Source organism: Pantoea sp. CTOTU46764, assembly GCF_031974595.1.
GTDB lineage: Bacteria > Pseudomonadota > Gammaproteobacteria > Enterobacterales > Enterobacteriaceae > Pantoea > Pantoea trifolii.
Map to the genome: position 1 here is coordinate 88,724 of NZ_DALYOQ010000001.1, position 15,205 is coordinate 103,928.

The following is a 15,205-nucleotide window of genomic DNA, read 5'->3' on the forward strand; positions in this document are numbered from 1 at the left end:
GCAAATCAGAAATTACGTGCTGAGCACGCTTGTTACTTTATTGTTGCATACTTTGGCTAAATATCGGGCACGCCTAAAAGGGCATCTTACGATCCCCTTAAATAAAAGAACAAATCTGCGTGGCGCGTTAGTTCATCCAGCGATCGTTTTTCTTACGGCGCGGCACCATATGCGGCAGCAACAGACCCAAGAGCAGACCAACGCCCAGCACGCCGCCACCATACATAAACCACTGCATGATGATGGTGCGCTGTTTGTCATCCAGCTGTACGTTGGCGGCACTCACTTTCTTCTGCGCGACAATCAGCTCATTTTTCAGCTTCTGATTCTCAGCTTTCAGACCATCAATGGTGCCGTCGCTGTTGGCGACTTTGTTCTGCATCTCGGACGTGCGCTGATTCCAGCTATTATCGATATTCGCCAGCTTGGCCGTCAGGTCTTTAACCTGCTGCTCCAGCTGCGGCACGCGGGTACGCAGGCTTGGATTGGCGCTCAGCTGCGACAGTGGAATCCAGTTGGTTTTGCCTTCTGCATCACGAATCTGACCATATTGAGAATCGCTATTGGTCTGCAGCAAGGTCACTTCCTCTCCGGCGTTCAGCTTACCGATCAGGCGATATTGATCGCCTGGACCGCTGCGCACCCAAGTGGACAATTCATCGGAGATGTAACGCTTTTCGTCAGCAGCATGAGCAGGCGTGATGGCGCTGAAAGCCAGCAAAGAAAGGGCAGCAAGTGTGATTTTTTTCATTCGATGTCGTTTTTTCTTAATGGCGTAAAATTACCGGCACAGTCTGGAGACGCTTCTCAAAAATCTGAATGAGAACTATCCTGGTCTCAATCCGGTGCGAAAAGGGCCGTAAAAGTACAAGAAAGCGGAGACAGCGGGCTTCCGGTGCATTACTCTTCGCCAGATTAAACTCGTAAGTGCCAGCAGCGTATTGAATAAAAAATTATGACCATCGAAATCGAATTAAAGTTCATTGCTACACCGCAAGCCGCCGAAAAACTGGCTGAAAAGCTTGCCGCGTGGCCACATCAGCACTTCGCCGCGCGCGAGCTGACCAATATCTATTATGAAACCGACGACAACCAATTGCGTCGTTGGGACATGGGCCTGCGCATTCGTGGCGTTGACCAACGCTATGAAATGACACTGAAAGCCGCCGGTAAAACGGTTGGCGGCTTGCATCAGCGTCCTGAATATAATGTTGATCTCGCCGAGCCGCAGCTGGATATCGCGCGCCTGCCGGCTGAGATCTGGCCGCAGGACACCGATATCGCCGCACTGCAATCGCGCCTGCAGCCGCTGTTCAGCACCCATTTCCAGCGCGAAGCCTGGCTGGTGCAATTTGGCGACAGTGAAATTGAAGTGGCGTTTGACCGCGGCGAAGTCGCTGCCGGTGAATTTAGCGAACCGCTTTATGAAGTTGAGCTGGAGCTCAAAAGTGGGCAGCGCGATGACATGCTGAAATTCGCTGAAGCGTTGATTGCGATGGGCGGCTTGCGTCTCGGCAGCCTGAGCAAAGCCGCGCGCGGTTACCAGCTGGCGCAGGGTAATTTACCGCGTCCAATCCGTACCTTGCCGTTGCAGAAAATCGCCGCGAAGGCATCGGTTGAGCAGGGCATGATCAACGCGATGACGGCGGCACTGAATCATTGGCAATATCATGAAGAAGTGTGGCTGCGTGGTAATAAAGAGGCCAAAGCGGCGGTGATTGATGCGCTGGAGACGCTGCGTCAGGCGTTCTCACTGTTTGGCGCGTTGGTGCCTCGCAAGGCTAGCAGCGATCTGCGCCAGAAATTGACCCGTCAGGAAGAGTTACTGGCCGATGAAGAGAATAATGCAGAAGCCACGTGTTTCTCGTTGACCTCCGTTGAAGCCCAGTTAGCGCTTACTCACTGGCTGGTGGAGTCGCAGTGGCAAAACTGGCTCGACGACAAGAGCAAAAGTAAGCTGCAGGGATCGTTCAAGCGCTTCAGCGATATTATGCTGAGCCGCATCTCAGCCGATCTCCGTGAAACCTTCGTTGACGTACAGCTGTTCAATGAGTTTCAGGATAAAGCGACGCGCCTGAATCGCCAGCTGCTGGCGGTGAACCTGCTGGCGGGTGCTTATCCGGTGGAAGAGGTGAATGTTTGGCTGGAAGGCTGGCTGGAGTTACAGCACGCCATTCGCGTCAAACAGAATCACGGCTTAATGCAACTGGTGAATCTTGCGATTAAACCAGCGCCGTTCTGGCTTAATAGCGGAATCAAACGCTAACGAAAAATCCAATCAGGGAGAGACGATGTTGTTACCGTTACCGGCGCTAATGCAGGCGCAGTTGGCTAATGTGGCAGAGCGACTTAATTTGCCACCTTCAGCGTTTACGCCAGAACAGGCGGGCGCGCTGACTTTTAGTGACTTTATCCTCGATAACCTGCAGCAGCATCCCGAATGGTGGCAGCATCTGCAACAGCAAGCGCCTACGCCAGATGAGTGGCAGCACTATGCCAACTGGCTGAAGGATGTGCTGCAAGCCGTTGATAACGAAACCTCCCTGATGCGCGAACTGCGTTTGTTCCGTCGTCACATGCTGGTGCGCATCGCCTGGATGCAGGCGCTGCAACACGCCACTACCGAACAAAGTTTGCAGCAGCTCAGTACGCTGGCGGAAATTCTCATCGCTGCCGCACGCGACTGGGTTTGGCAGGATTGCAGCCGCGACTTCGGTACGCCATGCAATGAAGCCGGTGAAGCTCAGCCGATGTTGATTCTTGGTATGGGTAAACTCGGCGGCTGTGAACTCAATTTCTCTTCTGATATCGATCTGATTTTTGCCTGGCCGGAAAACGGCGTTACGCAAGGTGGGCGACGTGAGATCGACAATGCGCAATTCTTCACGCGCATGGGGCAGCGGCTGATCAAAGTGCTCGATCAGCCAACGGTGGATGGGTTTGTCTATCGCGTGGATATGCGTCTGCGCCCGTTCGGTGATAGCGGTCCGCTGGTGCTGAGCTTTGCGGCACTGGAGGATTATTATCAGGAGCAGGGCCGCGACTGGGAACGCTATGCGATGGTCAAAGCCCGCCTGATGGGCGACGATCACGGTCACTGGAGCCAGGAATTGCAGCAAATGCTGCGGCCATTCGTCTATCGACGCTATATCGATTTCAGCGTGATTCAATCGCTGCGTAACATGAAGGGCATGATCGCGCGCGAAGTGCGTCGACGCGGCTTGAAAGACAACATCAAGCTCGGTGCCGGCGGCATTCGTGAAACAGAATTCATTGTGCAGGTCTTCCAGCTGATTCGCGGTGGACGTGAGCGCTCACTACAACTGCGTTCCTTACTCCCTACGCTTGAAGCCATTGGCGAGCTGGCTTTGTTAAGTCAAAAACAGATCGAGCATCTGCGTGAAGCCTATCTGTTCCTGCGTCGGCTGGAAAACCTGCTGCAAAGTATTAATGATGAGCAGACGCAAACGCTGCCAGAGAACGAACTCGACCGCCAGCGCTTAGCCTGGGCGATGGGCGCGGCAGACTGGAGCGTTCTGATGGCGCAGCTGGAGCTGCAAATGGCCGGTGTGCGCGCCATCTTTGACGAGCTGATTGGCGACGATGCGCCGGATGTCGACGATCAGCCGCAGTTGGCCGAATTTGCTGGTTTGTGGCAGGACGCACTTGAAGAGAGCGATCTCATCCCGGTTGTGCCGCAGCTGGACGATGCGCTGCGTCACGCGCTTTACAACGCGTTGAACAACTTCCGCCAGGATGTGAGCCGCCGCACCATTGGTCCGCGCGGTCGTCTGGCGCTTGATCAGTTGATGCCGCGTCTGCTCAGTGAAGTCTGTCAGCGCGAAGATGCCGATGTGCTGCTGAACCGTCTGACACCGCTGTTGCTGGGCGTGCTGACGCGCAGCACTTATCTGGAATTGCTCACCGAATATCATGGCGCGCTGCGTCATCTGATTCGTCTTTGTGCCGCATCACCGATGGTTGCCAGCCAGCTGGCGCGCTATCCGCTACTGCTGGATGAGCTGCTCGATCCCGCAACGCTGTATCAACCCACCGCGACCGACGCTTACCGCGACGAATTGCGCCAGTATCTGCTGCGTATTCCCACCGATGATGAAGAGCAGCAATTGGAAGCATTGCGCCAGTTTAAACAGGCGCAGCATCTGCGCATCGCTGCTGCCGATATTGCTGAAACGCTGCCCGTGATGAAAGTGAGCGATCACTTAACCTGGCTGGCAGAAGCGATTATCGAATCGGTGGTACAGCAAGCCTGGCAGATGATGGTGCAGCGCTATGGTCGCCCATCGCATCTCACCAGCGACAACGAGCGCGGTTTTGCGGTTGTCGGTTACGGCAAGCTCGGTGGTTGGGAGCTGGGTTATAGCTCTGATCTTGATTTGGTGTTCCTGCATGATTGTCCGGATGATGCGGAAACCGATGGCGAGCGCGTCATTGATGGTCGTCAGTTCTATTTACGCCTCGCGCAGCGTGTGATGCATCTGTTTAGCACGCGCACGTCGTCCGGCATTTTGTATGAAGTGGATGCGCGGCTGCGTCCTTCTGGCGCGGCGGGCATGCTGGTCAGTACTTTTGCTGCCTTTAACGAATACCAGCGCAGCGAGGCGTGGACCTGGGAGCATCAGGCGCTGGTGCGCGCGCGCATTGTGTTTGGCGAACCTGCGCTATGTGAACGCTTTGATGAAATTCGGCGTGGCATTCTTTGCCTGCCGCGTGAAGTCGAGACGTTGCAAAAAGAAGTGCGCGAAATGCGTGAAAAAATGCGTGCGCATCTCAGCAATAAACATAAAGGTCGCTGGGAAATTAAGACCGATGAGGGCGGTATCACCGATATTGAATTCATCGCGCAATATCTTGTCTTAGGCTACGCGGCCCATCAGCCAGCGTTGACGCGTTGGTCGGATAACGTCCGCATTTTCGAGTTAATGGCGCGTCACGGCATTATGCCGGATGAAGAGGCGCAGGCTTTAACGCATGCTTACGTCACGTTACGTGATGCGCTGCACCATCTGGCGCTGCAGGAATTGCCGGGCCATGTGGCAGCTGAAGCCTTTGTCGCTGAGCGCGCGGTGGTCAACAACAGTTGGCAGCGTTGGTTAAGCGGCACCGAATCTGACAGCGCGGAACAGTGAGCCTGATGGCTTATGTGGTAATATCCCGCGCATTATTTTGACCGTGTTGGAGTCTCTGAATGAAAGTAACACTGCCCACTTTTGGCAAGGCCACTGTGCTGGTCGTCGGCGATGTGATGTTAGATCGCTATTGGTATGGCCCAACCAGCCGTATTTCCCCGGAAGCGCCAGTGCCGGTGGTGAAAGTGGATACTATTGAAGAGCGTCCAGGCGGCGCGGCAAACGTCGCTATGAACATTGCTGCGCTCGGTGCAGCATCACGGCTGATTGGCTTGACGGGCGCTGATGATGCCGCGCGCGTGCTGAGTGAAACCCTGCAGAAGGTTAATGTCGACTGTGATTTTGTGGCAGTGCAAAGCCATCCAACCATCACTAAGTTGCGCGTGCTGTCGCGCAATCAGCAGCTGATTCGCCTCGATTTCGAAGAGGGTTTTGAGCAGATTGATCCGCAGCCGATTCACGATCGTATGCGCCAATCGCTGACGCAAGCGGGTGCGCTGGTGCTGTCTGATTACGCTAAAGGCGCGCTGAACAGCGTACAGACCATGATTCAACTGGCGCGTGAAGCTAATGTGCCGGTGCTGATTGATCCCAAAGGTACTGATTTTGAACGTTATCGCGGTGCTACACTGCTAACGCCGAATCTGTCTGAATTCGAAGCGGTGGTGGGTAAATGCAAAACTGTGGACGAGATTGTCAGCCGTGGCATGCAGTTAATCGCTGATTATGAGCTCTCCGCGCTGCTGGTCACCCGTTCAGAGAACGGTATGACGCTGCTGCAACCGGGCAAAGAACCGCTACATCTACCTACACAGGCGCAGGAAGTGTATGACGTAACCGGCGCAGGCGATACGGTAATTGGCGTGCTGGCTGCGGTGCTGGCGGCGGGTGACAGCCTGGAAGAAGCCTGTTTCCTTGCCAATGCTGCTGCCGGCGTCGTCGTTGGCAAGCTGGGTACTTCTACTGTCAGCACGGTTGAGCTGGAAAATGCCATTCACGCCCGTCCTGAAACGGGATTTGGTGTGATGACCGAAGCGGAGCTGAAAGCCGCTGTTGCGCTGGCGCGTCAGCGCGGTGAGAAAGTGGTGATGACCAATGGCGTGTTTGACATCCTGCACGCTGGTCATGTTTCTTATCTGGCGAACGCGCGCAAGCTGGGCGATCGCCTGATTGTGGCCGTTAACAGTGATGCCTCGACTAAGCGTCTGAAAGGCGAAACACGTCCGGTCAATCCGCAAGAAAATCGCATGATTGTCTTGGGTGCGCTGGAAGCGGTGGATTGGGTTGTACTGTTTGAAGAGGATACGCCACAGCGTCTGATTGCTGGCGTACTGCCGGATCTGCTGGTAAAAGGCGGCGACTACAAGCCGGAAGATATCGCGGGAAGCAAAGAAGTGTGGGCGAACGGCGGTGACGTGCGTGTGCTTAACTTCGAAGATGGCATCTCAACCAGCAACATCATCAAAACTATTCGCAGTCATTAAGTGTGAATCGGCGGGAGTTATGCTCCCGCCAATGAGCTTACTGCGGGGTATCAATTTTCCCAGCGGGATCTGGCGTGACGATCGCCGGCGCGGGTGCCGCTGGACTTTCACTTTCTAACTTCGCCAGGCGCTGTTCCAGCGCAGCCAATTTCTCACGCGTACGCAGCAGAACCTGCGTCTGCACATCAAACTCTTCACGGTTAACCAGGTCCATGCGCGTCAACTGCGCCTGTAATACCTGACGGATTTTCTTTTCGACATCATCGCCAAAATCGCGAATCCCTTTCGGCATAGCTTCATGTACCTGGCGAGCCAGTTGTTCAATTTTTTTCGTGTCGATCATGATTATTTCCTGGTTACGGTGGCCGATAGCTGCGCGTGTTCGGACTCAATAGCTATTAAGTGTAATACCTGAAACGAAAAGGTTAAACCTGAAATCCGCAACGCAGGAAATGCAAAAGCATTTGCACTTTTGTCGATTGCCCGTCCAGATGATTGGCGTTATAGTTTGTTCGCTTATTCTCAGGGCGGGGCGAAATTCCCCACCGGCGGTAAATCAGCTGTAGCTGAAAGCCCGCGAGCGCTTTGACAGCAATGTGAAAGGTCAGCAGATCCGGTGTAATTCCGGAGCCGACGGTTAGAGTCCGGATGGGAGAGGGTAACGACATCAGCCGGGCTTTGCCCGCGTCACGTTTTTGCCATGTGTTTTGTACGCACTCCTAAGCACGCCCTGGTTCTGGTAACTCATATTTTATAAGGTTTTTTTACCATGAATCAGACGCTTCTTTCTGAATTTGGCACGCCTGAACAGCGTGTAGAGCGCGCCATTGATGCGCTGCGCAACGGCCGCGGTGTAATGGTGCTCGACGATGAAAATCGTGAAAACGAAGGTGACATGATCTTCCCGGCAGAAACCATGACCGTTGAACAGATGGCATTAACCATCCGTCACGGCAGCGGTATTGTCTGTCTTTGCATCACCGAAGAACGCCGTCAGCAGCTTGAGCTACCAATGATGGTGGAAACCAACACCAGCGCTTATGGCACCGGTTTTACAGTGACGATTGAAGCCGCAAGCGGTGTTACCACCGGCGTTTCTGCTACCGATCGAATTACTACCATTCGCGCTGCAATCGCTGATGGCGCCAAGCCGTCAGACCTTAACCGTCCGGGCCATGTCTTCCCGCTGCGCGCGCGTGAAGGCGGCGTTCTGTCTCGTGGTGGACATACCGAAGCGACTATCGATCTGGTGACGCTGGCAGGATTTAAACCTGCGGGCGTACTGTGCGAATTGACCAATGATGATGGCAGCATGGCGCATGCGCCTGAAGCGATCGTGTTTGCTAAGCAACACGATATGCCGGTTGTCACCATTGAAGATCTGGTGGCGTATCGCCGTCAACGTGAGACGCGTCACGCCAGCTAACTGAATTGATACACGAAAAGAGGCCGGATAGTGATCTATTCGGCCTCTTTTTTTGTTTTAGCGATTGGCATAAAACACATGATTACCAATCACCACGGTACGTTCAAAGGCATGGCGCCAGGCGGGTTTAACGTGGTGCGCATGAAAAAAGGTTGCACCTTTGGTCACGTCCTGTAATTCACCTTCAACAATCTTTTTGGCCAACTCTCTGGCGCGCTGCCAGCTTTTATCTTCCTTAGGTGGATAACGATAAGGATTCTTTTTGAGAGACGTCCAGGAGAACTGCTTAGGTGCGTACACCACAGGACAGATCTCTTTGACATCCCAATTCGCCCGGTTCATGGTCACCGTGCCCACAGCTATTTGTCCTTTAATCGGTTCGCCACGTGCTTCATGGTAGATATTCATCGCCAGGCACAATATTGCTCCCTGAATTAACATACATTCCAATGCTCATATTTCCAAAAACGAGTGGAGTGTAAGAAGCCGATTCATTGGATGTAACAAGACTGGTCTCGCTCGGTCTTATATGCGCAATATATTACTGATATTTAAAAGTATTGTTTGCAATATTGAGACCTATCTTGTCTCGCATGTCCCACTAATTATCATTCAAATTCCCTGACAGAGATCATCATACTTATCAGCGTTAATCCCCCCGCGAAAGCGCGTATCGTGACGGTTAACAAAGCGACACTTCGTCAGAGGATTAACCATGAACACTACACGCATGCCTGCGCTGTTCCTTGGCCACGGCAGCCCCATGAACGTACTGGAAGAAAATCGATATACCCAAACCTGGCAGCAGTTGGGCGCAACATTGCCGCGTCCACGCGCGATTCTCGCGGTTTCGGCGCACTGGTATACACGCGGCACGGCAGTGACGGCAATGAGTAATCCGCGCACCATCCATGATTTCGGCGGCTTCCCGAAGGCGCTGTTTGATGTGCGTTATCCCGCGCCGGGATCGCCAGAGCTGGCCCAGCAAGTGATTGATTTACTTGCACCGGTCGCCGTTCATGCCGATCAGGAGTGGGGTTTTGATCATGGTTCCTGGGGCGTGCTGGCAAAAATGTATCCCGAAGCCGACATTCCGGTTGTGCAATTGAGTATCGACGCTACTAAACCAGCCGAATGGCACTACGCATTGGGGCAAAAGCTGGCGTTATTGCGAGATGAAGGTGTGATGATCGTGGCCAGCGGTAACGTAGTGCACAATCTGCGTATGCTGCGCTGGCAGGGTGCGGAAACCGCGTATCCCTGGGCGGAGAGCTTTGATCAGTTTGTACGTGAGAATCTGGATTTCCAGGGCGAAGCGGCGGATCACCCATTGGTGAACTTTATGCAGCATCCGGATGCACAGCTTGCAAACCCTACGCCGGAACACTATTTACCGCTGCTCTATATTCTTGGTGCGCGTGCTGCTGATGAAGCGATCTCTATTCCCGTAGAAGGTATGGAGATGGGCGCGATCAGCATGATGTCGGTGCAGATTGGTTAATTCGCGTGGCCGCCCGAAGATTGCGGGCGGCGCAGCGTTTACTCAATAAAGGTATGAGGATAGAAGCGCGACAGATCCTGAGTGATCAATGCACGATCTTCACGTATGCCAATACCGGCAGGTTGATCGTCAATCAGCCAGCTACCGATCAACGTGTAGCTGTCACCAAATTTCGGCAACTGATAGAACTGCTGGATAATCATGCCTTCCTCGCCATACGGGCCGTCCGCACGCGCGATCTCCTGACCGTTCTCAATGATGCGAATATTGGCACCTTCACGTGAAAACAGCGGTTTCACCACGTATTTATCCATCTGCGGCGCGTTCTTATCATCGGCAAAATAGGCGGGCAGCAAATTGGGATGATTGGGGAACATTTCCCATAGCAGCGGTAACAGCGCTTTATTGGAGATGATGCTTTTCCATGCCGGCTCCAGCCAGCGCACGCCCGCGTCTGCCAGCTTGGTGGAGAACACTTCGCGCAGCATGAATTCCCACGGATAGAGCTTGAACAGATTGCTGATGACCTGATCGTTTACATCGGTAAACTGGCCTCTTTCACCCAATCCAATCTCATCGATATAGAGAAACTCGCTCGGCAATCCGGCTTCGGTGGCGCAGTCCTGCAAATATTGCACCGTGGCGCGATCTTCTTCGGTATCACGACAGCAGGAGAAGTGCAGCCAGTTGAACCCGAACTGCTGATGCAGCGTGGCGAAGCGCTCGATCAGCTTCTCTTGCAGGCTGTTGAACTGGTCGCTGCCCTGCGGCAGGTTGCCCGCTTTGACCTGGTCTTCCAGCCAAATCCACTGAAAGAAGGCGGCTTCATACAGCGAGGTTGGCGTGTCGGCGTTGTTTTCCAGCAGCTTGGCGTCACCTTTGCCATCCCATGCCAGATCGAGGCGAGAATAGAGCGACGGCTGGCGCAACTTCCAGGAATCGCGCACAAAATCCCAGGTGTGCTTAGGAATGCAGAATCGGGTGAGCAGCTCGTCACTGCTCACCACTTTCTCCACCGCTTGCAAACACATCTGGTGCAGCTCGGCGGTGGTATCTTCCAGCTGTTCAACCTGCGCTAGCGTGAATTGGTAGTACGCATCTTCACACCAGTAAGGTTCACCATACATGGTGTGAAACTGGAAACCATACTCAGCTGCTTTTTCACGCCAGTCTGGACGTTCAGGGATTGCAATACGTTGCATGCTGCGACTTAGCCTCCCAGCGAGCGGCTGCCGGTGCCAGAGGCACTGCTGCGCTGCATGGTGTTTTGTTTTGCCACGCTGTCACCAAAGCCGCCACGCGTGATGGTGGAAGTGGTAGCGGGTTTCGGCGCCATTGCTGTTTTCGGCACGTTGATGGTACGGCCTGATGTCGCATTGCCGTAGTTTTTACCCGACGCGTCGACAAATTTTCCGTTTGCCGGGCTGTTCGGATTTTTTGGCGAGAACAGTGGCTGCTGGGCAAAGCCTGCGCCGCCGCTCATCATACGTCCCATCATGTAACCGGCCATCAATGGCATCCAGAAGCTCCCGCTTTGCTGCGCTTCGGCATTATTAGCGGTGGTGCCCACGCCCGCTTGTGCAGGCGTTTGCTGGCACTGATTCTCACCAAACTCAGCCACACAATCTTCGCGCGTGGCGTATTTCGGCGCGGTACGTTCCGCTTCTTTCTGTGCGTTGTTATACGCAGTGGTACATTGCGCGCTCTGGCCTGGATTGGCTTTGGCGCAATCATCTGCGTTTTGATATAGCGACACCCTCTCATCACTCTGCTCGCAGCCTGCCAGCATAAACACTGCGCTAACGGCAAAGGCGACTGGCGTTAAGTGGCGTGCCTGCCAGCTTTTACGAAAAGCGGCATGGCGAATATTTTTCGTCCGTTTCATTATTTTCATCCTGTGCCCAAAGGTGCGGTAAAGGATAGGGGATGAGCGGTGGAAAATGAAGCACGGAGCCAGATGGGGAAAGCATCTTTACGTAGCTATACGATTGAATGCGAAAGGGGCCGCATGCGGCCCCTTGGGGAATTAATTACCGAATGGATTTCCGCTACTGCGTGCGGCAGCTGGACGGGCTTGTGCGGGGGCTGAAGGCGATGACGCTTTCGGACCGTTATCCACACGCGCGGCCTGCTGGTTATTTTCCGGCGCCACCACTTCTGGTGTCGTGGTGATCTCTTTGCCCAATGTGCTGTTCAGCTGCTGCAGATCCTGCTCGTTCAGCGTACCCAGCGCATATTTGATATTCAGCTGGTTAATCAGATAGCTATAACGCGCATCAGAAAGCTGCTGTTTAGCGTTGAACAGCGTGGTGGTCGCATCCAGCACATCAACGATGGTACGCGTACCAACCTGATAACCGGCTTCCATCGCATCCAGTGAACTTTGTGCAGACACCACAGCCTGCTTGTAAGCATCGATGCTGCTGATAGAAGCATTCACGTTATTGAATGAAGAACGCACCGTCTGAACTGCGCTACGATGCGCGCCTTCCAGCTGTTCGCTGGCCGCGACATAGTTGTACTGCGCTTGTTTCACCTGTGAAGTCACCGAACCGCCGCTATACAGCGGCATGGTGAAGCTCAGGCCAACCTGGTTAGAACCGGTGATCGAGTCGGTGCTGCCGGCGCTCTGATTAGCGCGGCTGCCGCCATATTTGCTGTTCGACATACCCGTTGACGCGGTCAAATCCAGCGTTGGCATGTGGCCGGTTTCAGCTGAACGAATCTGCTCACGTGCCAGATCCTGGCTCAGACGCGCAGACAGCAAGGTCAGGTTGCGGCTCTCTGCTTCTTTCAACAGGCTGGCAACGGCATCTGGACGCGCAGTTTTGAAACGATCGATATTCAGAGAAGCCAGCGACAGATAATCCATGCCGGTAATCTGACGCAGCGATTCCACGGCGTTATCAAGATTGTTACGTGCGGTCACTTCGTTGGCCAGTACGGTGTCATACTGTGCGCGGGCGTTCTGCACGTCAGTGATTGCAACCAAACCTACGTTGAAGCGCTGAGTGGTTTGATCTAATTCGCGGTAAATCGACTGTTTCTGTGCTTCGGTGTAAGAAAGCGTATCGATCGCCTTCAACACGTTGAAATAGGCAGTTGCACTATTCAAAATCAAATCTTGCTGTGCAACCTGATAAGTGACGTCCTGAATACCGGCTTGTTTTTCCTGCAGCGACAGCGCACGCCATTTCGACATGTCGAAAATAGTTTGAGTTAATTGCAGAGAGGCGCTGGTCGTGTTGGAATGAAGTCCGCTGCTGTCACGGTAGCCGTTGTTATAAGTATAATCTGCGCCCAAGCCTAACTGCGGCAATAAAGGACTACGCGCTTCATTGATTTTCTCAAATGCTGCGTCGCGATTAGCCGCAGAAGAGCGCAGATCGGGGTTGCTAAGGCGCGCCTGCTGATAGACCTGCAACAGGTTTTCTGCCTGGCTGGCAAGGCTGAATCCGCCCAGGCTCAGTCCAATAAAAAGTGGGAGCAGTTTTTTCATTTGCATTCCTTTTGTTGCAGCAAAATGCACGGGTAGTGCTGCAGGTAAGCCAAAAAAATAATCGCCGATTCTACAGAGGCGGCGTCAGAGATAAGTTGGCTGAACGTGCCTTCTTCCCCTAATTTACGTAAATAATTCAAAAAGAACCACTCGGACGGAGCGGTAGACTTGGCTTTTCTTTGCTCCATCCCAATCTGCATAAGGAATCAGACGATGGCGAGTGCAAAAAAATCCCCTGTGACTTTCACAAAAAACGATGTAGAAATTATTGCACGCGAAACGCGTTACGATGGTTTTTTTTCCATCGTCAGCTACCGTTTCCGTCACCGTCGTTTTAATGGCGAAATGAGTGGTGAAGTGGTGCGCGAAGTTTTTGAGCGCGGACACGCCGCCGTGCTGCTACCCTATGATCCCTTACGCGATGAAGTGGTGCTGATCGAACAGATCCGCATTCCCGCTTTTGATTCCAGCCCAACGCCCTGGCTGCTGGAAATGGTGGCTGGCATCATCGAACCTGGCGAAACACCAGAAGATGTCGCACGTCGTGAGGCGGTAGAAGAAGCTGGCCTCAAGGTTGGTCGCGTCAAACCGATAGTGAATTACTTAGCCAGCCCCGGCGGAACGTCTGAACGTTTGTCGGTGCTGGTGGGCGAAGTGGATGCCAGCCTGGCAGAGGGAAATCACGGGCTGGAGGAAGAGAATGAGGATATTCTTGTCCATGTGGTGAGCCGCGAACAGGCTTATCGCTGGGTGGAAGAGGGGATTATTGATAACGCGGCATCTGTCATCGCCTTGCAATGGCTGGCGTTGCACCATGAAAAACTACGAGAAGAGTGGAAGCTAAAATGAAACAGCGCTATACCCCTGACTTTCCCGAAATGATGCGCCTGTGCGAAACCAATTTCGCCCAGCTGCGTCGCCTGCTGCCGCGTAATGACGAGGCAGGTGCATCGGTGATTTATCAGGTGAATGGCGCCAGCTATCAGCTCACCATTGAGGAATCGACCCGTTACACCACTTTAGTTGAAGTGCGTCAGGTGGCACCCGCGGTGAGTTACTGGAGCCTGCCTTCGATGTCTGTGCGGCTCTACCATGATGCGATGGTCGCTGAAGTGTGTTCCACTAAACAGATCTACCGATTTAAAGCGCGCTATGATTATCCTAATAAAAAACTGCATCAGCGCGATGAAAAACATCAGATTAACCAGTTCCTTGCGGATTGGTTACGTTACTGCTTAGCGCATGGCGCTGTGGCAGTACCGGTTTGCTGATAGCGTAAAAAAACGCAACGATGGCGTGGAGATTAAGGAAACGCTTTGGATAGCCTGCTAACTCTTCCTGCACGAGATGGGTCTGATATCAGGATTTTACAAATCACGGATACCCATCTTTTTGCCGGAAAACATCAATCGCTGCTTGGGGTGAATACCTGGTCGAGTTTTGATGCGGTGCTGGATGCCATTGAGGCACAACAGCAGCATTATGATCTGATTATCGCCACCGGCGATCTCGCTCAGGATCACACCGTCGAAGCTTACCAACATTTTGTAGCGGGCATTAATCGTCTGCCGAAACCTTGCGTCTGGCTGCCGGGAAATCACGATTTCCAGCCGGCGATGGTGGATACGCTAGCCGATGCGGGTATTAAGTCAGACAAGCATGTTCTGTTAGGCGATCACTGGCAGCTGGTGCTGCTCGATAGCCAGGTATTTGGCGTGCCGCATGGCATGTTAAGCGAATACCAGCTTGAGTGGCTGCATACCGCGCTCAGCAAGTATCCGGAACGTCACACCTTAGTGCTGCTGCATCATCATCCTCTGGCTTCCGGTTGTACCTGGTTAGATCAGCACAGCTTGCGTAATCCACATCAGCTGGAAGCAGTACTGCAACACTTCCCGCGTGCGCGCAATCTGGTGTGCGGTCATATTCATCAGGAACTCGATCTCGACTGGCATGGTCGCCGCGTAATGGCTTCGCCATCGACCTGCGTCCAGTTCAAACCGCATTGCACCAACTTCACCATAGATACGCTGGCGCCAGGCTGGCGCTGGTTCACCTTGCAGCCCGACGGCGTGCTGCAAACCGAAGTGAACCGCCTGCAAAGCGACATGTTCCGCCCCGATCTTGATTCCGAGGGCTACTAAG

General features: G+C 53.6%; 14 protein-coding genes and 1 riboswitch. Of the genes, 8 read left to right on the plus strand and 6 right to left on the minus strand.

The window, feature by feature from the left end; translation table 11 throughout:
* Positions 1 to 127: 127 nt before the first annotated feature.
* Complete coding sequence (locus RTM06_RS00420) at positions 128 to 751, minus strand: TIGR04211 family SH3 domain-containing protein (protein WP_097095975.1); 624 nt, start codon at positions 749 to 751, stop codon at positions 128 to 130.
* Positions 752 to 955: 204 nt separating this feature from the next.
* Between RTM06_RS00420 and RTM06_RS00425 the strand changes: the two genes are divergently transcribed.
* The 3 genes from RTM06_RS00425 to hldE are packed head-to-tail and all read left to right on the plus strand — an operon-like array spanning position 956 to position 6,634.
* Positions 956 to 2,266, plus strand: coding sequence for an inorganic triphosphatase (locus RTM06_RS00425; protein WP_312179099.1), 1,311 nt, complete (start codon positions 956 to 958; stop codon positions 2,264 to 2,266).
* Positions 2,267 to 2,291: 25 nt separating this feature from the next.
* A complete protein-coding gene (gene glnE, locus RTM06_RS00430) occupies positions 2,292 to 5,150 on the plus strand; it encodes a bifunctional [glutamate--ammonia ligase]-adenylyl-L-tyrosine phosphorylase/[glutamate--ammonia-ligase] adenylyltransferase (RefSeq protein WP_312179101.1) in 2,859 nt (952 codons plus the stop codon).
* 59 nt (positions 5,151 to 5,209) lie between these two features.
* Positions 5,210 to 6,634 carry a bifunctional D-glycero-beta-D-manno-heptose-7-phosphate kinase/D-glycero-beta-D-manno-heptose 1-phosphate adenylyltransferase HldE gene (hldE, locus tag RTM06_RS00435; RefSeq protein ID WP_256697472.1) on the plus strand — a complete coding sequence of 475 codons (1,425 nt, stop codon included), beginning with the start codon at positions 5,210 to 5,212 and terminating at the stop codon, positions 6,632 to 6,634.
* Between the two features lie 37 nt (positions 6,635 to 6,671).
* Here the strand turns inward: hldE and ubiK are convergent, their stop codons facing one another.
* A complete protein-coding gene (gene ubiK / locus RTM06_RS00440) occupies positions 6,672 to 6,977 on the minus strand; it encodes a ubiquinone biosynthesis accessory factor UbiK (protein ID WP_110867312.1) in 306 nt (101 codons plus the stop codon).
* A gap of 171 nt (positions 6,978 to 7,148) precedes the next feature.
* Positions 7,149 to 7,298: riboswitch (FMN riboswitch) on the plus strand.
* A gap of 105 nt (positions 7,299 to 7,403) precedes the next feature.
* Between ubiK and ribB the strand changes: the two genes are divergently transcribed.
* Positions 7,404 to 8,060, plus strand: a complete 657-nt coding sequence (ribB, locus tag RTM06_RS00445) for a 3,4-dihydroxy-2-butanone-4-phosphate synthase (RefSeq protein WP_265298881.1) — start codon at positions 7,404 to 7,406, stop codon at positions 8,058 to 8,060.
* A 57-nt stretch (positions 8,061 to 8,117) separates the two neighbouring features.
* On the opposite strand, the gene RTM06_RS00450 is transcribed toward ribB, so the two are convergent.
* A complete protein-coding gene (locus RTM06_RS00450; RefSeq protein WP_008103414.1) occupies positions 8,118 to 8,501 on the minus strand; it encodes a cell wall hydrolase in 384 nt (127 codons plus the stop codon).
* A gap of 274 nt (positions 8,502 to 8,775) precedes the next feature.
* On the opposite strand from RTM06_RS00450, the gene ygiD reads away from it, so the two are divergent.
* On the plus strand, positions 8,776 to 9,561 hold the full coding sequence (gene ygiD / locus RTM06_RS00455; protein WP_312179109.1) for a 4,5-DOPA dioxygenase extradiol: 786 nt from the start codon (positions 8,776 to 8,778) through the stop codon (positions 9,559 to 9,561).
* A gap of 38 nt (positions 9,562 to 9,599) precedes the next feature.
* Here the strand turns inward: ygiD and RTM06_RS00460 are convergent, their stop codons facing one another.
* The 3 genes from RTM06_RS00460 to tolC form a co-directional block, all read right to left on the minus strand.
* Positions 9,600 to 10,763 (minus strand): glutathionylspermidine synthase family protein, encoded by a 1,164-nt coding sequence (locus tag RTM06_RS00460; protein ID WP_312179111.1) that lies wholly within the window; start codon positions 10,761 to 10,763, stop codon positions 9,600 to 9,602.
* A gap of 8 nt (positions 10,764 to 10,771) precedes the next feature.
* Complete coding sequence (locus tag RTM06_RS00465) at positions 10,772 to 11,446, minus strand: DUF1190 family protein (RefSeq protein WP_312179113.1); 675 nt, start codon at positions 11,444 to 11,446, stop codon at positions 10,772 to 10,774.
* A 141-nt stretch (positions 11,447 to 11,587) separates the two neighbouring features.
* Positions 11,588 to 13,060 (minus strand): outer membrane channel protein TolC, encoded by a 1,473-nt coding sequence (gene tolC, locus RTM06_RS00470; protein WP_312179115.1) that lies wholly within the window; start codon positions 13,058 to 13,060, stop codon positions 11,588 to 11,590.
* A gap of 213 nt (positions 13,061 to 13,273) precedes the next feature.
* Here tolC and nudF point away from each other — a divergent pair, with 213 nt between their 5' ends.
* From nudF to cpdA, 3 genes are read left to right on the plus strand one after another with little or no spacing between them, the layout of a single operon-like run.
* On the plus strand, positions 13,274 to 13,909 hold the full coding sequence (gene nudF, locus RTM06_RS00475) for an ADP-ribose diphosphatase (RefSeq protein WP_008103402.1): 636 nt from the start codon (positions 13,274 to 13,276) through the stop codon (positions 13,907 to 13,909).
* Entirely contained in the window at positions 13,906 to 14,331 is a 426-nt protein-coding gene (locus RTM06_RS00480) for a DUF1249 family protein (RefSeq protein WP_008103400.1), read from the plus strand. The genes nudF and RTM06_RS00480 overlap by 4 nt, the downstream gene beginning before the upstream one ends.
* A 45-nt stretch (positions 14,332 to 14,376) precedes the next feature.
* Positions 14,377 to 15,204 carry a 3',5'-cyclic-AMP phosphodiesterase gene (gene cpdA / locus RTM06_RS00485; RefSeq protein ID WP_293798306.1) on the plus strand — a complete coding sequence of 276 codons (828 nt, stop codon included), beginning with the start codon at positions 14,377 to 14,379 and terminating at the stop codon, positions 15,202 to 15,204.
* The last annotated feature ends 1 nt before the right edge of the window (position 15,205 follow it).